Annotated in this window: 13 protein-coding genes; 5 read left to right on the plus strand and 8 right to left on the minus strand. The window is 41.7% G+C overall.

Features of this window, described 5'->3' with window-relative positions:
- Positions 1–96 precede the first annotated feature (96 nt).
- On the plus strand, positions 97–453 hold the full coding sequence (locus PULV_RS18715) for a VOC family protein (RefSeq protein WP_086743269.1): 357 nt from the start codon (positions 97–99) through the stop codon (positions 451–453).
- 57 nt (positions 454–510) lie between these two features.
- On the opposite strand, the gene PULV_RS18720 is transcribed toward PULV_RS18715, so the two are convergent.
- The 6 genes from PULV_RS18720 to gshB all read right to left on the minus strand — a co-directional run bounded on the left by PULV_RS18720 (position 511) and on the right by gshB (position 14,164).
- On the minus strand, positions 511–7,572 hold the full coding sequence (locus PULV_RS18720) for an outer membrane protein assembly factor BamB family protein (RefSeq protein ID WP_193332730.1): 7,062 nt from the start codon (positions 7,570–7,572) through the stop codon (positions 511–513).
- Between the two features lie 152 nt (positions 7,573–7,724).
- Positions 7,725–8,147, minus strand: a complete 423-nt coding sequence (locus PULV_RS18725) for a hypothetical protein (protein ID WP_193332731.1) — start codon at positions 8,145–8,147, stop codon at positions 7,725–7,727.
- Positions 8,148–8,368: 221 nt separating this feature from the next.
- Positions 8,369–8,569, minus strand: coding sequence for a Fe-S cluster assembly protein IscX (iscX, locus tag PULV_RS18730; protein ID WP_086743266.1), 201 nt, complete (start codon positions 8,567–8,569; stop codon positions 8,369–8,371).
- 127 nt (positions 8,570–8,696) lie between these two features.
- Entirely contained in the window at positions 8,697–11,036 is a 2,340-nt protein-coding gene (locus PULV_RS18735; protein WP_193332732.1) for a TonB-dependent receptor plug domain-containing protein, read from the minus strand.
- 127 nt (positions 11,037–11,163) lie between these two features.
- On the minus strand, positions 11,164–13,146 hold the full coding sequence (locus PULV_RS18740) for a flavohemoglobin expression-modulating QEGLA motif protein (protein ID WP_193332733.1): 1,983 nt from the start codon (positions 13,144–13,146) through the stop codon (positions 11,164–11,166).
- Entirely contained in the window at positions 13,130–14,164 is a 1,035-nt protein-coding gene (gene gshB, locus PULV_RS18745) for a glutathione synthase (RefSeq protein WP_086743264.1), read from the minus strand. Before gshB ends, PULV_RS18740 begins: the two co-directional genes overlap by 17 nt.
- A 460-nt stretch (positions 14,165–14,624) precedes the next feature.
- On the opposite strand from gshB, the gene PULV_RS18750 reads away from it, so the two are divergent.
- A complete protein-coding gene (locus PULV_RS18750) occupies positions 14,625–16,367 on the plus strand; it encodes a pyridoxal-dependent decarboxylase (RefSeq protein ID WP_193332734.1) in 1,743 nt (580 codons plus the stop codon).
- Between the two features lie 55 nt (positions 16,368–16,422).
- On the opposite strand, the gene PULV_RS18755 is transcribed toward PULV_RS18750, so the two are convergent.
- Together PULV_RS18755 and PULV_RS18760 are read right to left on the minus strand one after the other, a co-directional pair.
- Complete coding sequence (locus PULV_RS18755) at positions 16,423–17,415, minus strand: GGDEF domain-containing response regulator (protein WP_227009458.1); 993 nt, start codon at positions 17,413–17,415, stop codon at positions 16,423–16,425.
- A gap of 14 nt (positions 17,416–17,429) precedes the next feature.
- Complete coding sequence (locus tag PULV_RS18760; protein ID WP_193332735.1) at positions 17,430–21,149, minus strand: response regulator; 3,720 nt, start codon at positions 21,147–21,149, stop codon at positions 17,430–17,432.
- 232 nt (positions 21,150–21,381) lie between these two features.
- Between PULV_RS18760 and PULV_RS18765 the strand changes: the two genes are divergently transcribed.
- Genes PULV_RS18765 through PULV_RS18775 form a run of 3 tightly spaced genes read left to right on the plus strand, consistent with a single transcriptional unit; the run spans position 21,382 to position 24,494 of the window.
- Positions 21,382–23,217 (plus strand): vWA domain-containing protein, encoded by a 1,836-nt coding sequence (locus PULV_RS18765; protein WP_193332736.1) that lies wholly within the window; start codon positions 21,382–21,384, stop codon positions 23,215–23,217.
- A gap of 25 nt (positions 23,218–23,242) precedes the next feature.
- A complete protein-coding gene (locus tag PULV_RS18770) occupies positions 23,243–23,833 on the plus strand; it encodes a sigma-70 family RNA polymerase sigma factor (RefSeq protein WP_193332737.1) in 591 nt (196 codons plus the stop codon).
- Positions 23,823–24,494: a hypothetical protein gene (locus tag PULV_RS18775; RefSeq protein ID WP_193332738.1), complete on the plus strand. Its 672-nt coding sequence runs from the start codon at positions 23,823–23,825 to the stop codon at positions 24,492–24,494. The genes PULV_RS18770 and PULV_RS18775 overlap by 11 nt, the downstream gene beginning before the upstream one ends.
- Positions 24,495–24,505 lie beyond the last annotated feature (11 nt).

Consider the following 24,505-nt stretch of genomic DNA (forward strand, 5'->3'; position numbering starts at 1 on the left):
TTATGTTTTATCTATATATGTTAAACAGTTAAATCGTAGTACGCATACCTGCGCTGTTATCCATACTTACTATTGTGTCAACAACAGGAGAGGCTGATGAACGAACACCATCATCATATTAATTACATTGAGTTACCCGCCCAACAATTAGCGGCGACCAAAGCGTTTTTTCAACAGGTTTTTAATTGGCAGTTTACTGACTATGGCCCTGAATATTCTGCATTTAGTCACTCAGGTGTGATGGGCGGTTTTTTTCAATCAGATAAAGCCAGCAATACCGATAATGGCGGGGCGTTAGTGGTTTTGTACAGTAGCGATTTAGAAGGCTCTCAAGCTAAGGTTGAAGCCGCAGGTGGTCAAATTAAACAGCCTATCTTTAGTTTTCCAGGTGGGCGTCGGTTTCATTTTGTTGAACCCAGTGGTAATGAGCTGGCGGTGTGGTCAGATAAATAAACAACATAAAAAACGCCCTCAAATTAGGGCGTTTTTTATGCGCGTTACTCAAACGGATTAATTACCTTTAAATTGAATATTATCAATCCAAGCTGCGTCTTCATTGTCTGAAACACTATCATCTTTACTATACCGCCAAGTAATCGTGTTTTCTCCAGACTGAAGTTCAATTGTGTAAGTCTGCCACTGTCTTTCAGTTATCGTTAAGATTTCTTCATTATTAACGTCGATGACTAATTTATCGCAGCAACTTTCACTGCTCACCATTGCATCAAAGCTCAAGGTACCGCTGGCAAATAACCCAGACAGTGATATCTCACTTTGTTGTCTATCTCCAATTTCACCAGATCGGATACTTTGATTCCCTTGTGATGCAAATTCAGTTGAAAGTCCCCAATTGGCATGTGACGTTGCAGGGTGTTTAAACATAGCGGGTACTTCATTGGTTTCAAACAGTTCGTTCAGTTCAGTGATTGCTTCTGGTTTTGAATTGCTGTCATTAGGGTCTGTTTGATAACGATTGACTTCATCGCCATCACTAAAGCCATCATTATCAGTATCGACTACCAGGGGTAATGTGCCATAAGTATTGACTTCATCACCATCAGAGAGGCCATCTGAATCTGTATCTAACCGGGTTGGATTGGTCAAATGTATATTGACTTCATCGCCATCAGTTAAGTTATCTTGGTCAGTATCTGCGTTATTGGGTTGGGTTTTACGCTCAAACTCTTGTAAGTTAGTTAGCCCATCATTATCGGTATCTTGCTGCGCATCTGATGCATTGAGGGGATCTAAACCATACAATGTTTCCCAGTAATTGGGTAGGCCATCATTATCATCATCACCATCGACATTAAATGCCACAATGGTTTGACGTTGAGCCACATATAAAATTCCGTCACTGAGGGTGAGCAGGCCTCCTGCATTTAGGGTTATGGCGTTTTGCGATGCGCTGTCAATGAGGTAGGTGTTTTCAGAGTTGGCCACTATTACTTTATTACGCGTAACCACAATATTTGAACTTAAGCTTTCAGGTGCCTCAAATGACCAAAGCAGCTCGCCAGTGAATTCATTTATCGCTTTTAGTACCCCAGACTCAATCACATAGACTTTGCCATAACCGGCAGAAGCTTGTAGATATGCGCTTGAAATTGACCATGTTACTTTTTTGCTGCCTAAATCATAACGGCTTGTCATGCTATTGTTGGTCGCGATTAACGCATTATTTGATAAAACAGCTGCTGTGTGTGTTGCACAGCCATGCCAATTTTCATCTTCGATAGTTTCGACTAATTCACCATTCGTTCTGTCTAAAATTGATGTAACTGCATTATTTAAACAGGCATAGAGATGCTGTTCATCCACTGCGGGTGTCCAACTATCTTCTTGCGCTAGGGAAGTAAAAAATTGCTCAACGCCCGTTTCAGTAAATCCATAGGTTCCGCCATAAGAACCACCGGCAATATAAATATGATTACCATAAGGCGTTGGTTCCAAATAGCGACTCCACTGATTTCCATAGCTACTGGCAAAGACTAATTCACCTGTTTGAGCATTGAGGCTTCTTAGAAAAGAATTACTGTGTCCACCGCTTTGAAAATAAACATGACCATTACTGTATGCTGGCGAATTAATTGAATCAACGTCGAACTCTTTACTCCAAAGTATTGAGCCTGACGATGCATCTATCCCTTTGATTGATTTTCCTGAACGAACAAAAGCTTGCCCATTTGCAGCTGTCAGCGTAGTGACAAACGAAGGTAATTCTATCCGCCAAAGCTCATTGATATTTTCATCATTTATATGCTGCAAGATAAAGCCATCATGTTTGGCGTTGGCTTGGTAAGTGACCCAAGGTTGCGCGTGCTTAAAATCAGCTGAGTTATTTGGATCTGTATGTAAATAAAACTCTTCTAAGTTTGAAAATGAGTCATTATCGCTATCTTGATTGGCATCGCTGTTATCTAAAGGAGACAAGCCATAGGTTATCTCCCAGCCATCAGGCATACCGTCGTTATCAGAATCAGGATTGGTCGGTTGTGTTAAATGAAGATGAACCTCATCACCATCACTGAGTCCATCGTTATCGGTATCAGCAACCTTGGGGTTAGTATTGGCTGAAAACTCATCAAGGTTATTCAGACCATCATTATCAATATCGTCAGCGGCATCGTTTTCATTAATCTTTAATTGATAAGTCGCTTCAAATAAATCTGACATGCCATCATTATCAGAGTCACTCAGATTAGGGTTACTCTGATGAGTATTAATTTCGATATAATCATTAAGGCCGTCATTATCGCTATCGGCTAATAACGGATTGGTTTGATGGGTTAAAATTTCATCGCCATCGCTAAGTCCATCTTTGTCGCTATCGCTTTCAGTTGGGTTAGTTTGGTAAGTGTTAACTTCATCACCATCGTTGAGACCATCTTGGTCTGTATCGCTCACTTGGGGATTGGTTGTTGCCAAAAACTCATTGAAATTGCTTAGGCCGTCATTATCAGTATCTAAATTAGCATCTGATGCGTCGTTGATGTCTAAATTATAGCTCTGTTCCCACCAATCAGGCATGCCATCGGCATCGGTATCCCCCGAAATTGAAAAAGCCACCACTTCATTGTCTGAAGCAATAAATAACGCCCCTTCATTACTGATAGATAAGTGACCTGTGATGTCTGTTTGCCAAACAGCTTGTTGGGTTGTTAAATCAATGGCATAGGTTGCTGATGAAGTACCAACAAAAGCATGTTTTCGGGTGAGAACGATATTACTATTGAGTGACTGGTTAGAATCAGGTTCCCAACTCCATAATAGCTCCCCGCTGCGCTCATCAAACACGTTTAATAGACCGTTGTTAATCATATAAACTTGGCCATAGGCGACAGAAAATTGATTGCGATTATTCGACGTTAATGGCTGTTGCCAAGCTACTTGCTGTATTGTGAGATCAAAATAAGTCAACTTATCATTGCTCACGCTAATGATATTGTTGTCAGAGCCAAATACGGGCGCTTGATAAGCACTTTGATTGTAATAGTTGGTTTCTTCACCTATTACAGTGTATAAACTGCCATCGGTGAGGTTATAAATCGCCAAACCATTCGTGGGGACATAAAGATATTGCTCATCCATCGCGATGTTTGATCGGTTCCCAAGACCAGAAATACTCCAGAGTAATGCACCATTTTGTTTATTGTGTGCATTGAGTGAACTAGAGTGATTATTCATTACCAGATTATCATTAACCGTGACCTGATAAACACCCGATGAATAACTTGAACTGTTTAATCGATACTTTAATGTACCCGAGGTGCGATTAAACGCGCGTATGTAGTTCTGAGTCTTCAGATAAACATGGTTATCATCGAGTGTGGGCACTCTTAAATATTCACCATTAAAGGTTTTCTCTAAAGTTAGCTGGCCGCTCACTGCATTCAATACAGACAATTTATTATTACTAGCAATAAACACTTGGCCATCAGACGCGCTCACTTGTTGAGTTCCAGAATTACTAACGAAGCGCCAGCGTTCAGAAATACTCGCAGGGTCTACGAGTGTTGCAATGAAACCTGAACGCTTTGCGTTACCTTGATACGTAGTCCAAGCTTGCGCTGTTGGCACGGAATTAATATCGGTCGGATCCGTTTTAAGGAAAAACTCTTCAAGATTATTAAATGTATCGTTGTCATTATCGAGGTTGGCATCGCTGGCTGATAATGGGTTGAGTGCAAATTGCACTTCAAAACCATCGAACATGCGATCGTTGTCAGAATCTTTATTCGTTGGTTGCGTATTATGGATATGGACTTCATCTCCATCCGATAAACCATCTAAGTCAGTGTCTGCCATGTATGGGTTAGTTTGATACGTAAATTCATCCATATTTATCAGTGAATCATTATCAGAATCTATTTGTGCGTCATTTGTATTTGGATTTAACTGATAGGTCACTTCCCATAAATCACTCATGCCGTCATTATCGGAATCTTCAGCTAATGGATTTGTTTGGTAGGTAATGACTTCATCAAAATCAGTAAGGCCATCATTATCTGAATCCCGTTGATTCGGATTGGTTAAATACGTATTGACTTCTTCACCATCGGTTAAGCCATCCTCATCAGAGTCAGCTATTAATGGGTTTGTTTGTGTTTCATTCACCTCTTGGCCATCATTGAGTCCATCATTGTCAGTGTCGCCAAGGGTTGGATTGGTTTGAAGATTATATTCAGTTAAGTTCGTTAAGCCGTCAGCGTCGGTATCTAAAGCTGCATCACCACTGTTATTATCATCAAGGCCATTTAGGGCTTCCCACCACCCAGGTAAACCATCTTGATCTGAATCGGCTACTTCGAAGAAATGAAAACTAAAGCCGTTATCGCTTTGCGTGAGGATAAAAATATCGCCCGCATAGGGAATGATTGAAAGCGGGTTACTATCGAGGTTAATTTGGGCGCCTTTATCGAGAGTTACAGCACGCCAAAATTCAAGTTGTGTACCATTTTTTGCTGATAGGTTGATGAGAGTAGTTGGTAACCATAACGTGTCTTTTGCAGCCCAGTTTAAATCAGTCTTAAACGTCAGGTCATTACTTTGATAGATACGGCCACTCGCGAGCAATACTGACTCGCCATCATCACTGACTCTGATAGGAATTGAGTTTGAGTTGCCGCCTGAACCATATGCTTGATTTTGTGCCTGAAAGGTCCCTGTTTGCTGGTCGATTTCTTTGCCGATTAATTCTCCAGGATAAGCGTAAAGGGTGTTATTTAAGGCATTCCAAGTATAATCCAGAGAGTATTCTTGCCAATCAGCTGATTGTGTAACGACACCATCTTTATTGAACAGGTAATTGGTGTTCCAAGCGCCACTTATATCTTGTGCAAACATAAATTGACCGACTGATACTAATGCCCGTACTGATTTTGCGAGGGTTAACTGATGGATGAAACCAGCCTCAAAATTTGCTAAATCAACGGCATAAATGCTGCCATCTTGATGGCCGGTGTAAATACGTTCGTGCTCGCTAGAATAAGCTACTTTTGTAATTGCACTGGCGCCTTTTGGGATAATAAGAGGGTTTAAAAATAACTCTGTTTCAGCTGACCATCGGTATATCTTATTGTCATCTTTATTGAGTAAATAGACTGTACCTGAATTGTCAGTAAGGATTTGTTCAGGTGTGAAAATGGGCATAGTACTGCTGTAATTACACACGCTATTCTCCCCATGACTGGCGAGCCAGCATGCGGCATCATTTGGAAAGGCATCAAGAACTAAACCTGTCGTGCTATCAGCTTCAGTGAATCCAGGGTTCCACTCATTAGGGTAACCATCAAAATCAGTATCTACAGATGCTGCAATATCAAGAGGGAAAGCATCATCAGTGTTGTTTACACCATCGTTGTCGCTATCATTGTTTGGGATATAAGTTTGCAGTTCAAAGTGACTGCCTCTATTTATAACCATCAGATAATCGGCATCGACCGTTAATAAGGCTTTGACCTCACCGTTAAAGACAATTCGTTCAAGTACTTTTTTATCTGCATTTAGACGTGAAAGTTCATCTACTGCATTGTTCTTAGCTATTGTGATAAGTTCATTATCCAATGACCAAGCAGCAAACTCGAATTGATACCCTAACGAACCTTTATAAACTAAGGTATCGGCATCATAATAATCACCACTGCCGAGATTAATCGTTTGTCCATCAGGAGAAACTAAAATTGGGCCTTTAATTAGGTAATCACCGTGATAGGGAGAGTCTTTCTCATCAGATAATACGCCAGTTGCTTGATCTATTTTTTCAGAGATTAAATCATTAGGTGATGTACCATCTCTAAAATGGTAAAGACGCTCGTTTGTTTGATTAAATGCATAATGGTTAGAGTAATTTCGCCACTCTTTGGAGTCCTGTAACTCGCCAGTGGTGTCAAAAGATGAAAGTGTTCCCCATGCGCCAGAATCATCATAGCTTATTAAATAATTACCCGCGCTAGTTAAACGACTGACACGAGAGTTAATTTTCGAAAATTCAGCTAATTGGTACTCTTGGTCAAAGTACCGAATGAGACCCGCTTGATCACCGACATATAAACGTTGATGATTCTTATGATAATAGAGTGCGCTAATATCAAGTGAGGTGATGTGACGTTCAAAATGTTGATTATCGATATTTTGAATTAGGATATCGGAAAGTCCATCAGGTGCTTTAACGTGATAAGCAACTTGACTATTCCCTAAAAGTTGAACAGATTGAAACGAGATAGATTCAGAGGCCATCCACGTTAAATAACATTGACTGCCGTTACCATCTGATTCGATATCACACTGACCGTCATTAGGGTAAAAATCAGTATTGTCGCCGACACCGTCTTCATCAGAGTCTTTTGATTCTGAGGCATCGAGTGGGAAAGCATCGTTTTCGTCAGGAATGCCGTCATTATCGTCATCAGTATCGGCATTGTTGCCGATGCCATCTAAATCAGTATCAACAGACTCCGTGGCATCAAGCGGAAAAGCATCGTTTTCGTCTGGTACGCCATCGTTATCATCATCAGTATCGGCATTGTTGCCTATGCCATCTAAATCGGTATCGACTGACTCTGTAGCGTCAAGTGGAAAAGCATCGTTTTCGTCTGGTACGCCATCGTTATCATCATCAGTATCGGCGTTGTTGCCTAGGCCATCTGAATCAGTATCAACCGACTCATTTTTATCAAGAGGAAAAGCATCGTTTTCGTCTGGTACCCCATCGTTATCATCATCAGTATCGGCATTGTTACCTATGCCATCTAAGTCAGTATCGGCTGACTCCGTGGCATCAAGTGGAAAAGCATCGTTTTCGTCGGGCACACCATCGTTATCATCATCAGTATCTGCATTATTGCCGATGCCATCTGAATCAGTATCAACCGACTCATTTTTATCAAGGGGAAAAGCATCGTTCTCGTCTGATACGCCGTCGTTATCATCATCAGTATCGAGATTGTTACTAATGCCATCTAAATCAGTATCTTGGACGACAGGAGTCGGGGTGGTTTCTCCCCCACCTCCACAAGCTGATAGAGTTAATAGTGAGAGTAAAAGAGGTGCTACAAATTTGGCCGACGCCATTGATACCTTCCCTGTAAAATAAAAATAGGGACGAATACTAAGGGTTTACTACTTTGAGTTCAACGCATTATATAAATGATTGTAAATGGATAAGGAGAACAAGAACGTTCTGAGTCGCAGAAACGTTCTCGATTTAAATATTTCAGAGCGAGCTATAAAAACTTCTCGTTGATTTGCGGTGGGGTATTACGCTGTTCAATAATTGATGGCCATGACCATGGGCTGATTTCTATGATGGTATCGCTGTCTGTTGGGCCATTGGCGCATACATCGGCTTGGCCTATAACGCGTACTGGTAACTGATCTTTGTACGATGTTTTGAGTAACTCATATTGATAATCAGCGATGGGTGAATTGAGGTCTAAAAACCAGGTGATACTTGCAGGTGATTGCGCGCAAGCTGCGCTACTGGTTGCATCGCCTGAGATATCAAAACGCACATAGACTGCGTGGTCTTGCTGGGCTGAATTTGATCTATGGTGGATTTCACTGACAGTTCCGTACACATCGTTTGCAGCCACGCTGTGTAGTGAAATAACGCTTAATCCCGCGAACAAAATAAGGTTTTTTAACATCCTGTTTCCCTTGTTTTTATTATTATTTTAGGTACGTTATCCTAAATAGCGCATAAGCGCAAAGAGTAAATTGATTATTTTAATTATAGTGGATTGATTTTCGATCTTACATTTTCGCTGATGAGAAAAATGATCCTGGTGCCTATTTAGCGCCGAACCAAACAACCTTGATTTTTAATCATTAATACTGAATTTTGGTTGAGTAGCAAAGCAGGGCTTAACTACTCGTATTCTTCTATCCATGCCATTTGAATTGCTTCTAAAATACGTTCACCACAATGATTAGGGTCATCAGAAAAATCATCAAGGCTTAGGATCCAGTCACGTAAATCAACAAAGTTGACTGTCTTTGGGTCGATTGATGGGTAATGCTCATTTAAAGCAATGGCAATTGCATATGAATCTGTCCAAGTAAGTGCCATGTCGGTTCCTTAAACATTATGTCTTCATTGCAGTATAGAAGTCTTGTGGGAAAACAGATAATTGGCTTGCTGACCCATCGGCAGTGTTAAAATGGCTGCACATTATCATTTCCTAACGGGCATTAAGCTAAAAAGTAAATGAGGCGCTTAAAACAAAGTTCCGACCCACCTGAGGGATTTGGGAATTATACCAACCTTGTGAACGCTGACTGAAATCATTACCTGAACTAGCCGCTTCCACACCTGAATGGTAATGTTGTTTATCAAAGATATTATTTATTTTAAAATTTATTGACCACAGTGCAAATTGATAACTCATATTGGCGTCTAGAGTGAAATAACTCGCATTTTCTTGGTGTTGGGCTCTAAGTGGGTTGCGCACATATAATTTTTTACGCGACACCCAATTCGCAGCAAGGTTTAAATTAAGAGCCTCGCTGATTGGTAAATTAAGGTTGGCATTGATTTTATGAGGTGCAATGTCTCCGATATCGATATTGTAATCTCGACAGGAGCCATCATTTTCTGTTGTCAGTTGGTTGCATTGCTCAATGCCATCACCGACCCAAGCGGCTAATTGATGGTCATAACTTACGCTACTAAGCGCTTTGATATACGTATAATATACATGCCCACTTAAGGATGTGTTTGGCAACCACGGATGTTGGTATTTGAACTGGCCGCGGTATTCGAGGCCATAATTGCGTCTATGCCCGGCATTTTCAGCTTCTTCTTTGATGACATGGTCATAACGAGCGCTGAACAGTGAAAAATCATGCAGCCAATTTGCTTGCTGATACATATAAATAAATTCAAGATTTTTGACTTGTTCTGGTTGTAATTGTTCGTTAGCGTCTCGGCCGTTCCATCCACCCCAAAGTTGGGCTGCAGAGGGCTCTTGAAACGCCTCACCATAAATTAATTTTACTGTACTTGAATCGGTTAAAAAATGTATCGCAGATAGGCGAGGGTTAAATGTCCCGCCATAAATACTGTTGCGATCGTAACGAGCACCTGCATTGATCCGCCATGTATCGAGTTGCCAAATACCTTGAAGATACAGTCCTTTATCTTTGATATGAATGAGATTGTTACTTGCCATCTCTTTGGCAGGTGTAGTGGGCTGTGGAATGGTTTGCTCTGTGCTCAGCACCACACCTGGCTCAGTAGATGTACTACAAAATGATCCTTCCCAGTAGCCACAAACTTCGTACGCTTTAGTCAGTGATTTATGTTGATATTTAATGCCTGCGCTGAGCGTTAATTGTTGATCAAATTGCCACTCGTAATCTTGTTGCAGTAACCAGCTGTCATTAATGGAATTCCATTTAGATAAACTGACCGAAGATAAAACCTGCTGATTGTTGAGATTAGGGTTGACCGGATAGGCTTCTGCCCAATCGCCCCATTGTCTATTTTCGCGATATAACGCCAGCGTTTTGATTTTGAGGTCGCTTGTAAACTGGCTGTGATGTTTGAGGTAGAATTGCTCTGAGCTTCTTTGCCAAGCACTACCTGGTTGGCCTCGATCATTGGGGTAATACACACCATAGCCGTTAGTCAGCTGCCATAAAATCAGACCTGCAGTGAGATTACCATAACTTGCATCAGCCAATATTCCCCAGTTTTTGCTTGCATCGTGATATTGACCATAACTATTTTTGTAACCTTGGTGTGGGCAGCGATCATTAGCACATTCATTCGCCAATGCTTGGTCTGCGACTATGGGTCCCCATATAGCCTGATTACTTAATAAAGCATTATCAAGGTATCCCCAAGGAGCAAAATCATCAATATCGGGTTCGTCGCTCTTAAACACACTGCCGCTGATGTTATATTGCCACTGTTCACTGGCGCCTGAAAGTGAGGCTTCGATGCGATTGCTATTATAACTGCCTTTGCTGATTGTGACGCTTTGACTATGTCCATTGCCCAGTGTTTTTGTTGCCTGTTTAGTAATAATATTGATGACACCAGAGAATGCGTTGGCGCCATAAACTGCACTGGCAGGTCCATACAGCACTTCGATTCGTTCAATATTATTCAGAGGATAGGTACTAGTCAGTGACGCTTCTTGTGTCCAAAGGTGATTATCGACAATGCCATTGATCATGATGAGAGTGCGTTGTGTGTAAGGGGTACGGTAGCCTCGTTGATAGCTTGTGATATTTCCATTGCCATAGGTCATTGAATTATCAAAGCTGGGCAAGTTCATTATCACATCTTCAAGAGAGCGATAACCGCGTTGTTTGATTTCTTTTTCGCTGACTACGACCATAGCCGCAGGGGCGTTGCGAAGAGTTTCGTTGAGCCCAGAGGCTGAAGATACGGTGACATTGAGAAATTCTTCAATGTTGATATCACCAAATAAATCGATATCTAATTCATTGCATTTCGCTGGCGAAATGACGCTATGAGCAAAGAAGATTACAATCACATATTTTACAAATCGAAATGACTGAAGCACTTAATTTCAATGTGATGACAGGATGGTGTAATAACTATAGTAAATCATCAAAAAAGGGCAAAAAAGGCGAGACAATTTATTTGTTGAGCAGCCAATCTTAGCTGCCCAACATTCTGTAGCAAACCGCTTAATAAATTGCAGACACCAAATAATCCATTACGTTAGGAGGTGTTGATGGGACAATTTTAAGAGGGAATAAACTTTGTGGTTTTGGCATAAACCCGCGCTCGACCATTTCGTTAAGTAAGGTAAAATCGCTGATCCCTGTTTTGCCCACTAACAATACTGATAAATCCTGTTGATCGCTCAAGTTGAGCATGTCACGGAAACCTTTAAGGTACAGGTAATCTTTGGTAAAGCCACCACCTCGATAAACGCGGGTAGTGAGGGTGAAGGCATCGTTATCACTTAATTCAAATCGTTCCTGTAGGGTATTAAATGTCAGTGAAAAATCACGCTGAGTAAGCATTAACTTAACTGCTATCACGCGCATAGCAAGTGTCTGCAAGCGGCGTAATGTTAAATTACCTGAACTATACTCACTTAAAATCGCCAGTCCTTCTTGAGTGTGTGTATCACCAATTAAACCCAAAGACATGACTTTTAGCGGCTGTTTTTTTGCATTTAACGTAGTGACCATGTGAATGCCTAACTCATGGTGAGCAAATGCATCGAGCTCTTGATCCGAAAAGAGGGTATCTTTGTTGATATATAAAATATGCTTTTCGTTATTGACCATGGCTTTAGCAACGAGTTTAGCGGATTTTTCAATTTTACAGACTAATCCCCACTCTTTTGCACGTTGCTCAAAATAGGCCACCGCGGCATCGGCATCATGTACAAGCGGCCCTTCTTGATTGACTATGGCGGGCGCACGTAATAAAAACTCGGCATTGGCAATATCATTGTTACTAGGCTCGCCATAATACTTTAATGAGTTATAGATAAAGTCGTCAGTGCCAATGGAAGTGAGCAGCTCAATTTTGGTTGCGAGGTGATCGATAAAGCGACGGTAAAATAATTGCAAATCTGCATCAAGAATATCTTCAACCGGTAGCTTATACAGTTGCTCGCGAAATTGATGCGGGTTGATATTCAGTTGCTTATATTTAAACTGCGGCGTGTAACGTGTTTTTTGAGCGAAAAACTTTTTACGTTCGCTGGCTAAGTTAACCGGATTGATAAAGTTCAACGTGCCGACATTTTTACACAATGCAAACAGCTTTTTATCAAGTGCTAAGACTTCTTTTGGAATCGCAGAAGATAGAATATCACCGCGACGGGTTTTACGGCTGTCGCTAAAGCGGCGCATAAAGAAAGCCGCCGTTTCCGAAACCGCTTGCTTCAAGCCAACTTTTAACTCATCTAAAACAAGATGATATAACTCATGATTATCTTCATTTAAAAATACTTTTTTCACCGTTAGGGGGAGGGCTAAGGTGTTATCAAAATGAGCATAGATATGGGTGCATAAATAATTGACGCTGCCAGGCTGAGTTGCGCTATCTGTGGTAATCGCTAAGTTAGGCAAGCTAATTTTATTGAGTTGACGTTCAAAATGCTGGTTCACTTTACCCCAACGAGCCGCATCAATTTGGTCGGTATCTATGGTAAACGTGCTTTGCTGTGCTTGGTTACTTTGGCTTTGTAATGCAAACACGAGACTATGTTGAAATTGCTTTTCTAACCGTGCGACTAATGTTTTTAACACATTATAAAAGGCGTCATGTTTTTGCTGACTTAACGTACGTTGTTTAGCTGACCACGCTTTAGGCCATACTTTATTCTCAAATCGTTCTGGTTGACTTCCCACTCGAGATTTGACTTGGCTTAAGTCATATTCGAAATGGCTGTCATGGGCAATTAACGTGATCGGAAAAGATGAGATGAGTTCATCGCAATACAGGCTAGAATCTTGGTGGCGCGTAGCAAAATCAAGGCTAATTGATTTGGCTAACTCAGCACGCAATTGCTGACCGCTGTGTAAGGATGTACACACTAACGGGCTGTATTGATCTATTTTTAATGAAAAAGCACCTTCAATGAGGGCATGAAAACAGCGCCCTTGATTGATGTGTGCAATCGCTTCTTGTTCAGTTAATATGAGCATCTTGGATCGCTTGTTTAAATTCAGACTTACGTTGGCTTATTGCTTCACGTGCATTGATGACACTTTCAACAAAATCAATTACTTTTCTTTGTAATTTGGTGTTGTTAAGTTTATTGATACGCACAATCCCACCTGGGCTTTGTACGTTTACTTCAATCAGTTTTTCGTTAATCACGTCGATGCCGACAAACAATAAGCCATCGCGTACTAACTTAGGGCCGATATGCTTACACAGCGCTTTTTCTTGTTTGCTCAGCACATGTTTGACAACACTGCCGCCAGCATGAACATTTGAGCGCACATCACCATCGGCAGGAATGCGTTTCATTGCACCAATCGGTTCACCGTTGAGCATTAAAATACGCACATCACCCTGCTCGGCGCCTTCAACATATTCTTGTAAAATGACGTAATTGCCACCATCACCGCTATTGATATAAAACTCAAGTAATGAGTGAAAGCTTTTTTGAGCATGCTTTTCGACCAAAATCACCCCTTGGCCACCAAAGCCATCTAAAGGCTTCATAATCATTTTGTCGCTGGGTGAATCTCGCAATACTTCTTCTAAATACGCCGGTGACTTAGATACATGTGTCACAGGAATAAAGGTGTTGTTGACGTCATTAAATGAGGCGGTGTAGAGCTTGTTGTTTGCAACGCGCAGGCCATCGATATCATTAAAAATAAATACATCATCACGCACCGAATCTAAAAAGTTCAGAGCGATAACATCCAACGGTGGATTAACACGCATTATAATCGTGTCAAAGCCCGCAAGCGGTAAGCGAGCCTGTGAGAACTGTGCTTTTTTATAAAAGCTGACGATATTACTTGGCACGGTATCTTTTTTAAAAATTTGGCAAAACGCGCTGGCTTCGGTGTCACGCATGGTCAAATTACTTGTAGTTGCAATGGCCACTGTATGACCGCGACTGACACATTCGTGGATCAAGCGCAGGGTTGAATCCGTCTCGGGCTCAACGCGATCCCATGGGTACATTAAAAAAAGAATATTCATGCCAAAAAAGCCTTAAAAATATGCAATTTATTGATTTTAATAATTAAATTTTAAATTTCATTTGAACGAAAACACAGTTTTCGCGATTGTAGTCTGATTTTCTCTGATTAGGTATAAAAATATGGCCTTGCAGAGAAAATAACCTTTGTTATCGGTTGTCGCTTTTGCCTCAAAATACCATCCGTCATTGTTTTTGTGACTATTGACTGAAGCTCTTCCCTAAGGGCGCAGCTTCAAAGCCCAATTGGTCATGATGGTTTTCGCGTGAAAAATCCTTTTTATTTCAATTTAATCATCGATGAATTTAATGATGTATAACTGTTTAATTTATATATGAAATTTTATCAATCAATTGCACCGTTTACGTTGTAAAACAGGCATGGTTTGACTACATTTTGAGAACAGGAAAAATCAATGCTCATCGGTTTAAACCGCGGCAAGTAACAAGGATGATGTTTTTATGTATATCGATAAAAAAAGTAACGTTAATATTGCTTTTGGCCAAGACGCCCACCCTTGGATCAGTCAAATCCCCGAATTAGCTTATAGCCTCAATGGTGAGTTGTTAGTAAGCCCCCCAAGTGCTGATCCTGTCAAAGTGTACCAAGATCAAAACCATTACTTTTTTCATCAATTAAATGCCCTCAAAGAAGTGTCTATGCAATTGCCTGCAATGGGGCTTCAGCATCAACAAGGGGTAAATCAACAACAAGTGTTGGATTATTTAACACAACAAAAAGCACATTTTTTGGGTTATCAAATTGTTGTCAACACCGACTATAGCGATATTTTTCCTGTAGTGAATACCATGGTGAATAATTTAGGCGATCCTTTCACCAATGGCTTTTTTACCCTCAATAGCAAAGCGGCAGAGCGGGCGGTACTGGATTTTTATGCGTCGGTTTGGCGAGCTGATTGGCCTGCGCAGCGTTCAGGTCACCCTGATAGTTATTGGGGATATGTCATGAGTATGGGCAGCACAGAAGGCAACTTATACGCAATATTAAATGCCCGAGATTATTTATCGGGTAATCGTTTAGTGGTTGATCAGCATGATCATCACTTAGTGAAATCGACAACGCGCAATAGCAACCCAAACTACTACAAACCCATCGCCTTTTTCTCTGAAGATACCCATTACTCAATCTCAAAAGCGATTCATGCCATGAATGTGGCGTCATTTTATGAAGTGGGCGTGGAACTGTATCCTCATGAATGTCCATTAGGTGGTGAGTGGCCAAGGCAAGTTCCCTCAGAGCAGCCGACTCAATTAGGCCAAGGGCACTTAGGTTCGGGTCGGATAGACATTGAAAAACTCGCATTGCTGGTGGAGTTTTTTGCTAAAAAAGAGCATCCAATTCTGATTGTGCTGAACTATGGAACCACATTTAAAGGGGCGTATGATGATATACCCGGTGTTTACAAAGCGCTCAAAGGTATCTTTATCAAATATGGCTTAGTCAACCGAGAAGTGTGCTTTGGGGATAACCAAGGGGAGGTTGATATTCGCCAGGGATATTGGATCCATGTTGATGGTGCTTTAGGCGCCTCTTTTATGCCATTTATTAATATGGCGATGAAATCAGGGGCACTGAATCAAGAAAATTTTGCCGAGTTTGGGGCCAAGTTCCCTGAATTTGACTTTAATTTGCCCTATATCAGTTCAATCGTCACCAGTGGCCATAAGTTTTTAGGCGCGCCAACTCCTTGTGGGATTTATATGAGTAAGCAAAAGTACTTAGCGACCATGAATAATCCGCAATATACAGGAGCAGCTGATTCAACTTTAGCGGGCTCTCGCAATGGATTTGCGGCGTTAACGCTTTGGTCTTTATTGGGTAAGTCGGGTTATGCGCAATTACAATCCAAAGCAATAAAGTCGTTGATGATGGCTATTTCTCTTCATAATCAGATGTCTGAAATTGCACAAATGATTGCTAAACGCGATGGACTGGATATATGGTTACACCGCTCTGAATTCTCATTATGTTTAGTGTTTCGCCGGACCAATGCGGCTATTTGTTTTAAATATTCATTATGTGAAGCACAAGAACAAGTGAAAGTTGGATCAGAATGGGTCAATCGTCATTATGTACATTTGTACTGTTTATGGGATAGAAAAAATAGTACATTACAGGCGTTTTTACATGATATTGCGCAACCAGGCGCGTTTGATGTGGACGCTGAGTATGGTATCAAATGAGGACTTTTGGCTTGCAGCATTGTCCATCGAACAAAGGAGTAATCACACTCCTTTGTTAAGGTTGCCAACAGACTCGGTTTCGCCCTTGGGCTTTAGCTTGATATAAAAATTGATCAACCTGTTTTATAAACCCTTCGTGACTTGTCTGATCTTTCGGGGTAATGGTCGCCCCACCAATACTGACAGTGACATAATGTGAAACAGCAGAAGAACAATGGGCAAGCTGTAACTGTTCGACCGATAAACAAATCTCAGTCATGATACGCTGGGCATCTTCGCGCTGCGTGTCTGGCAGCAAGACTACAAACTCTTCACCACCATAACGCGCAATCACATCGTGGGGTCGTTTGAGCTGTTGTTTAATATGTTGCGCCACTATTTTTAGCGCATCATCGCCACTTAAGTGACCATATTCATCGTTATAACTTTTGAAAAAATCAATATCGATTAGCGCAACAGAAAGCGGCATTTCCTCGCGGCGGCTCGCACTCCATAGTTTTCGTACATCGAGTTCATAAAAGCGGCGATTATAAATTTCGGTGAGGCTATCGACCAACGCGAGTTGTTCTAATAGCTTTTTGTTGCGTTGTTCACGCAGCACATTTTTGACCCGCGCTTTCACAATTGCCGGGTGAAAGGGTTTACTGATGTAATCAACAGCCCCCAAATCAAGGCCATATTTTTCATCATCAGCAGAGATTTTGGCAGAAATGAAGATGACGGGAATATGCATGGTGCGATCATCGCTTTTTAAAGAGCGGATCACTTGATGGCCACTGATCCCTGGCATCATCACATCGAGTAAAATTAAATCTGGAATATGTTTTAATGCAAGGCTAAGCCCTTGTGCACCATCTTTGGCAAGAATAATCTTTCTCTGTGGCATTAATAGCTCAGATAACATAGTGCGATTATCCTTGGCGTCATCAATGATTAGAATTTTCTCAGGCTCGTTGCCCATAAAGGCAAAGGGATCTTTGGTATCATCAATCTTGATATCGGGTTCATCACAGGGCTGTGATGCATTTTGATTTGCTGGCTGTTTCATCCTGTCACCCATATTTATACCTCAGATTCCTTTAAATTACTGGTTAGCTCTTGCAAGTGTTCACTGGCAGCTTGGTAGTCAATATCCTGAATACTTAAAATAATTTTGTTAATAATGGCCTGATGTTGATGGGCAGCACTGGTGTTGTGTAATTCATCAACCAGTCGCTCTGCAGCAGCATCGTCATTATTTAAAAAGTGATTAAGTTGGGTAATGATTTGTTGAATATCGGGCTTGCTGTCAGTGTCCGATGGACTTGAGGTTGCTTGGCGTTGAGGGATAGAAGTCAAGACATCAAGTGCATGATTAAATTGCTTACAAAAATCAGCGAGAGTGTGATTAAATTGCTCAAAATTACATTCATCGGTAGCTTCTATAAACGACAAACATTGGCTCTCTAATCGTGCCGCTTGTTCACTTAATGTTAATTCACCTAAGCTGGCCGCTGATGATTTTACGGTATGAAAAAAGCGGTTGAGCGACTCGTAATCTTGCTTTTTAAGCAAGTCATCAATAAGCAGCATGTAGTGGCGATATTCGTTATAGAACATGTTGAGCATCTTGAGATATAACTCAATTTTATGTTGGTGTTTTTCAAGTCCAAATTGGGTATCAAATCCTGATAATTGAATTGGACACGTATTGGTTGGTTGCACTATAGGATCGGTGGTTATTTTGTCGCTGTAAGAGGAGAACTCAATTGGTGCGTCAGCTGCCAGAGGGCTAATTGTTGCACTGGCATCTATCCAGCGTGTAATCGTTAAATAAAGGAGCTGATGATCGATGGGTTTATTTAAGTGATCATTCATACCTGCATCTAAACTGCGTTTGTAATCATCTGGCGAGGCATGAGCCGTCATGGCAATGATAGGTAAATGAGCTAAATGTGGTTGTTTGCGAATCTCTTGAGTGGCACTTAAGCCATCCATCACTGGCATTTGCACATCCATGAGTACCAAATCAAACGTTTGTTTTAAAACGTTTTCCAGCGCTTCAACGCCATTATTGGCGGTGGTGACAATAATACCGACGTCAGTCAGAAATTCGGTGGCGACTTCTCGATTTAAAATGCTGTCATCGACTATCAACACTTGTTTGCCTCGTAGTGCACTTAAGTCGAGGTTAGATTTCAAATTAAGTTCGCGGTTTTCAAGTGGTGTACGAGGGGCTTTTTCTTGAAAGAAAATTTCCATCAATGAATCATGAATGGATGACGCGTCAACGGGCTTGGCAATGATTTTTTTGATATTCGCTTCATGCGCATCAGATTCAAATTTATCGACATCATAGGCCGTCACCATCAGCATGGCCGCGGGTAATATGATATTGGGATTATTCGCAATGCGCACTGCTGTTTCGACCCCATTAAGACCGGGAATATTCCAATCTAAAAACACCGCATCGTAAGGCGAACCTTGTCGGCTGGCTTTTTCCAATTCATCGAGAGCGGCATACCCATCAGGGACCCGTGTGACGTTTAAACTTAATGCGTCGAGAATATCGGCGAGTACTTCGCGGGCCATGGCGTTGTCATCAACAATTAGTGCGCGTTTTCCTTTAAGTCGATTTTGTTTTGGCCAAATCTGAATTTGCTCACTTTCACTGAGGGTTAGTTTGCAGGTAAAGTGGAATTGGCTGCCGACATTGAGTTTGCTTTCGAGCCAAATTCGCCCGCCCATCAATTCAGTCAATTGACGACAGATTGCTAAGCCTAAGCCTGTGCCGCCATATTTGCGGGTGATGCTCGAGTCCATTTGAATAAAGGGAGAAAAGAGCTGATCAATGCGTTCTTTATCAATGCCAATACCTGTGTCGATGACACTAAAACGCAGAGTATGTTGTTGATCTTGTTGTGCAATGAGTTTAACGCGAATAATGACTTCACCTTGCTCAGTAAATTTGACTGCATTACTGGCAAGGTTTATCAATATTTGTCCGAGCCGAATGGGATCCCCAATCCATAAAAATGGCACTTTTTTATCGATATCGAGTAATAACTCGACTCCCTTACATTGTGCTTTGTAAGCACTAATATTGGTGACTCGGCGTAGCACATCGCGTAAATCAAAGGGCACATATTCAAGGGTGAGTTTATTGGCTTCTATTTTTGAATAATCTAATACATCATTAAGAGTGTTGAGCAATACATCAGACGAGGAGAGTACTTTTTCCATAAAGTCTCGTTGGCGTTTATTGAGTTTCGTTTTGAGCATTAACTGACTCAGGCCAATGATAGCGTTCATGGGGGTGCGAACTTCATGGCTCATGTGGGCAAGAAAATTGGATTTTGCTTTACTGGCCGATTCGGCTTTTTTGCGAGATTCGACTAATTCGGTCGTTCGTTCTGCAACTTTGTGCTCTAGAGTATTGTGATAATCAAATAATCTCGTGGCCATTTCTTTAAAGGCATTGGCTAAAATGCCGACTTCATCTTTGCGATCACTGGGCAATTGCAGCTGTCCATTAGCGACAAGTTGATAATTAGCTTTACCAATTTCAGACGACGCTTCACCGAGCATTTTGAGTGGCCTGACAACTTTATTGAGTGTGACTAAATACAGCATAAGCATTTCTACCACTAAAGAGATTAGCCCAATAATGAGCACAAATCGCGCGGTTGAACGCGCAGCTTGCATCACTAAATCTTCTGGGTAGACAGTAACCAGCAACCAATCTGGGCCTTTTATGGGAGCAATCGCAAGCCAAGCTTTGAGTGATTGATTAAAAATGATGGCATGATCGCCGGTAAATTCTTGCTCGATAGCTTTTATTGCATCACCAAGCGCTCCTGATGGATTGAGCTTTGAAGCGTAGTCGGTATGGTTGTTTTTGAGAGATTCTTCGATATCTGGGTGAACGATAAGCTGGCCACTTTTATTAATCATGAAATTATAAGTGCCTTCAAGCTTTTCATGAATGATCCGATTGAGTAAGTCTTGCAATAAAATGTCATGGCCAATATTGATGAGGTTTTCACCATCGAGGTCGACAGGGGTTTCCAGTGACACCATCCAATCTTTTGCTGTTGAGTCATAATAGAGGTCAGTCCAAACAGGAACGCGCTCAGGATTATTTTCAGGCATCACTATGGTGTACCACGGTTCTTGACTGACTTCGAGTGTGGCAGGTGTATTAATCGCCCAAGGTAAACCAGGCCAGTAGATGATGACCACGTTTTCAGGCATGGTGATATAGACGCTTTCAAAGCGGTTGACCCAAGCTGGGCCATATTGCGCCATTAAATGATAAGCAATATTAAGTTTATTACGAAAAGCCTGTTCACCGATAGGCGCATCAGGACCGACAAATCCAGTGAGATACTCTAACTTATCGCCATAATTATACATTAGCCCGTGATAAGCCTCTGGTAACAAACGAGTGGTGCCATCATCTTGTTTGATAAAGTATTTCGAAAATTCAGTATCAGTAACGTTTTGGCCACTTTGGTATGCGTTCAAAAAACGTTGTTTGATTGTGGTGTGGTTTTCGGCTGCGAGTTGAAAAATCGCGCTTTCTTTTTCGCTGCGTTCTTTAATGTATTTGTCGAGCGTTTCAACAACCTGACCTTCATAAATTGTGGTGATGTGCCAATAGGTCGCAGCAGATACGAGCACGACAATTAATGTGAGACGAATCGACATTTGCAGCAACATGGCCGACGTTAAGCGATCTTTGAATTTTATCGAATTAAAATCAGTGTGAAGATCGATTTCTGGAGTGGTCCTTTTTGGCATACGCTTCCTAGCAAAATTAATGTGTGAGACATCGAACTAGAATAATGATTCGTTTGTACCTTTTATTCTTATACTTCAAGGTTAGTGTAGAAAAGAAGGAAAACAAGTAATTGGTAATAGTGTGTAATAAGTCTATAAATGCACGATGTGAAGAAGGATTATTAATAATTAACCCCATTCAAGTAGGTGCTGCGTTTATAACTATAACCTTTGATTAAATTGAGTTTATGAAATGATAAACAATCACACATTTTTTATTAAAAAAACGCCGCTCAGCCCCACACGTATTGCCATGGCCTTGTTATTGACTTTGGTATCAGGATGTAATCGCAGTATTGAGCCCACGCAAGTAGAGACTGAATCCAGCGAAAACAAAACCCAAGTAGCAAAGCCTGCAACTGATCCGACTCACGTTCAAGAGCAAACAGAACAATCAGCCGACCTTGCTATTCAACGTTTAGAGTATCGCCATGCTCTCGATGGGCAGCTATTGGCCCCAACCTTGGTCGCACCTGCTCCAAATACCTTGCAAACACGTAAACGGGTCGGTGCGCTTCATCCTCCTATGCCGATCCCCATTCATCCTGGGCCCATACTTCCTAAGCTAATAATGCCACCGATTTTGACGCACCCTACAGATCAAGAAAATTACTTACCGTCATCATCAAACCCGGTGCAACAAGTAAGCACAGCGCCGGTGTCTACTTTTTCTATCGATGTGGATACAGGTAGCTACAGCAATAGTCGACGCATGTTAAAGATGGGCCAACTCCCGCCAAGCGATGCCGTCCGTGAAGAGGCGTTTATAAATTACTTTGATTATCAATATCGCGCACCTACATCAACCGCTGTACCATTTAATGTCCACAGTGAAATAGCGCCTGCACCTTGGGATCATCACCGTCAGTTGCTGAAAATTGGCATTAAGGGATTTGAGGTAGATAAAGCGCAGCTCAAAGCGGCGAATTTGGTTTTTTTACTGGATGTATCAGGGTCAATGAACGCGCCTGATAAACTGCCGCTACTAAAAAAAAGCTTAACAATGCTGACCAAGCAACTCGGTAGTGATGATTCGGTGGCAATCGTTGTTTATGCCGGGGCTGCTGGCATGGTGCTTGATGCAACAGCGGGGAATGATCACCACGCGATTATTAATGCACTGGATAAACTCAGCGCAGGAGGCTCAACCAATGGTGGGCAAGGGATTGAATTAGCCTATCAAATTGCTCAAAAACAGTTTATTCAAGGGGGCATTAACCGCGTGATATTGGCCACTGACGGTGACTTTAATGTTGGTATGCAATCGATTGATAAATTAAAACAGCTCGTTGCAGCTAAGCGAAAAACTGGCATTGCATTAACCACTTTGGGTTTTGGTCAAGGCAATTATAATGATGGATTGATGGAACAATTAGCGAATATTGGCAATGGTCAGCATGCGTATATCGATACCATTCAAGAAGCCCGAAAAGTGCTGGTGGATGAACTCAGCAGCAGTATGCAAATCATCGCTAAAGATGTGAAAATCCAAGTTGAATTTAACCCTAAGTGGGTGGCAGAGTACCGCTTAATTGGCTACCAAAACCGACTATTGGCAACAGAAGACTTTAATAATGATCAAGTCGATGCCGCGGAGTTAGGCGCAGGTCATACAGTAACGGCGTTGTATGAAATTACACTTGCCAATTCAACAGCTAAACAGATTGATGATTTACGTTATCAAGCAAGCGCGCCTAAAGCAACTGAACCCAAAACAACAGAGCACGATGAGACAGAGCTCGCGTTTGTCAAATTACGTTATAAGCAGCCCGATACCGATCAGAGTCTCATGGTGCAGCAAGCCATTAGTGCATCGAGTCGAATGGATACGCTTGAAAGTGCGAGTCAAGATTTTCAATTTGCTGCAGCTGTCGCTGGGTTTGCTCAGTTATTAAAAGGTGCAAAATATACAGGTCAATGGCAGTATCAAGCGTGTATCGAATTGGCTCAAGCTAATAAAGGGGCAGATCCTTTTGGCTATCGCAGTGAGTTTATTCAATTAGTGCAAAATGCAGCGACTTTGCAATAATCATATGACAGGAAACATATATACAATGACGTCCTCGCAATCAGACGAAACACTGATGTTGCAATATGCTAAAGGTGACATGGCAGCGTTTGAGCAGCTTTATCGACGCCACAAAAATAGCTTGTTTCGTTTTTTTGCGCGTCAATGCGACGATCATCATTTGGCTGAAGAGCTCTTTCAAGAGTTATGGAATAAAATCATCAAAGCTCGCAGCACCTATCAAGCATCAGCCAAGTTTACTACTTGGCTGTATCAGTTAGCCCGCCATGTCCTGATTGATGCCATGCGCCGTAAACAAGTACGTACCCAACATTTGGTGCAAACTGAACCCGAAATACCAACGAGCAACGTGATTGAATTGGTTGCTTTTGACCCCTCGATAAGCAAACGAGTGGAAACCGCTCAACAAGTCGAGCTCCTCAAAGGGTGTTTAGCGTTATTGCCATTAGAGCAAAAAGAGGCTTTTTTATTACGCCATGAAGCGCAGCTAAGTGTCAGTGAAATAGCGCAAGTTATTGGCGAATTGCCTGAAAATATTAAAAGTCGCATTCGCTACGCGATGAGTAAATTGAAGCGTTGTTTGGTCAATAAACTAGGAGCGGATCATGAGCAATAAATTAACGGATGACACCATTACGGCTTTATATCAACAAGGTGCAACACAAACACCTTCGCCAGAGCTTGATCAGGCTATTTTACAGCAAGCAGCCACTGAGCTTAACAGTGCCACCACTGAACAACATGCCGATAAACCTTTTCGCTTACTGTCTCGGTCTTGGTTTGCCCCTGTTTCCGCTGTCGCTTCAATGATTTGTGTGGCGCTGTTATATTGGCAAAATGCTCAAGTATTTCATCAAGTTCCTCAAGTGGTTAACAATGATGTTTCTAAAGAGTTGCCGCAAGCGAGTAAACGCTCAGCGCAACCACCACAGTCTGATGCTGAGCAAACCGAAGCGGCGAATATAACGTTAGAAACCCTGCAATTGGATGCCCCTTCACGCAGCATCGACGAACCATTGATGCTCATAAAAGAACAAGCGCTGCGCCCCGCATCGAATGTTCAAGCGCGTCAAGGCGCACAAAGCCCTGCTGTTGATGTATTGAGTCTTTCTTCTGACGATGCTCAGTCTCTTGTTGAAGTCGATGCGTTATTGGCACAAAATAAGCCAATACAAGCGGCAGAGCGATTAAAAGCTTTGCTCAAAGATGCCCCATACCTAAAAGCACACTTATCCGCACAGCAAAAACAATTGCTTAATGATGCAAAGAGGCCTTAAGCCTTTTTGCA

It is taken from the genome of Pseudoalteromonas ulvae UL12 (genome assembly GCF_014925405.1).
GTDB classification, from domain to species: Bacteria; Pseudomonadota; Gammaproteobacteria; order Enterobacterales; family Alteromonadaceae; genus Pseudoalteromonas; species Pseudoalteromonas ulvae.

Coding starts and splice junctions, on each gene's coding strand:
- PULV_RS18715 (WP_086743269.1), top strand. CDS start 97: ATGAACGAACACCATCATCATATTAATTACATTGAGTTACCCGCCCAA.
- gshB (WP_086743264.1), bottom strand. CDS start 14,164: ATGAATATTCTTTTTTTAATGTACCCATGGGATCGCGTTGAGCCCGAG.
- iscX (WP_086743266.1), bottom strand. CDS start 8,569: ATGGCACTTACTTGGACAGATTCATATGCAATTGCCATTGCTTTAAAT.
- PULV_RS18720 (WP_193332730.1), bottom strand. CDS start 7,572: ATGGCGTCGGCCAAATTTGTAGCACCTCTTTTACTCTCACTATTAACT.
- PULV_RS18770 (WP_193332737.1), top strand. CDS start 23,243: ATGACGTCCTCGCAATCAGACGAAACACTGATGTTGCAATATGCTAAA.
- PULV_RS18725 (WP_193332731.1), bottom strand. CDS start 8,147: ATGTTAAAAAACCTTATTTTGTTCGCGGGATTAAGCGTTATTTCACTA.
- PULV_RS18750 (WP_193332734.1), top strand. CDS start 14,625: ATGTATATCGATAAAAAAAGTAACGTTAATATTGCTTTTGGCCAAGAC.
- PULV_RS18740 (WP_193332733.1), bottom strand. CDS start 13,146: ATGCTCATATTAACTGAACAAGAAGCGATTGCACACATCAATCAAGGG.
- PULV_RS18755 (WP_227009458.1), bottom strand. CDS start 17,415: ATGAAACAGCCAGCAAATCAAAATGCATCACAGCCCTGTGATGAACCC.
- PULV_RS18775 (WP_193332738.1), top strand. CDS start 23,823: ATGAGCAATAAATTAACGGATGACACCATTACGGCTTTATATCAACAA.
- PULV_RS18765 (WP_193332736.1), top strand. CDS start 21,382: ATGATAAACAATCACACATTTTTTATTAAAAAAACGCCGCTCAGCCCC.
- PULV_RS18760 (WP_193332735.1), bottom strand. CDS start 21,149: ATGCCAAAAAGGACCACTCCAGAAATCGATCTTCACACTGATTTTAAT.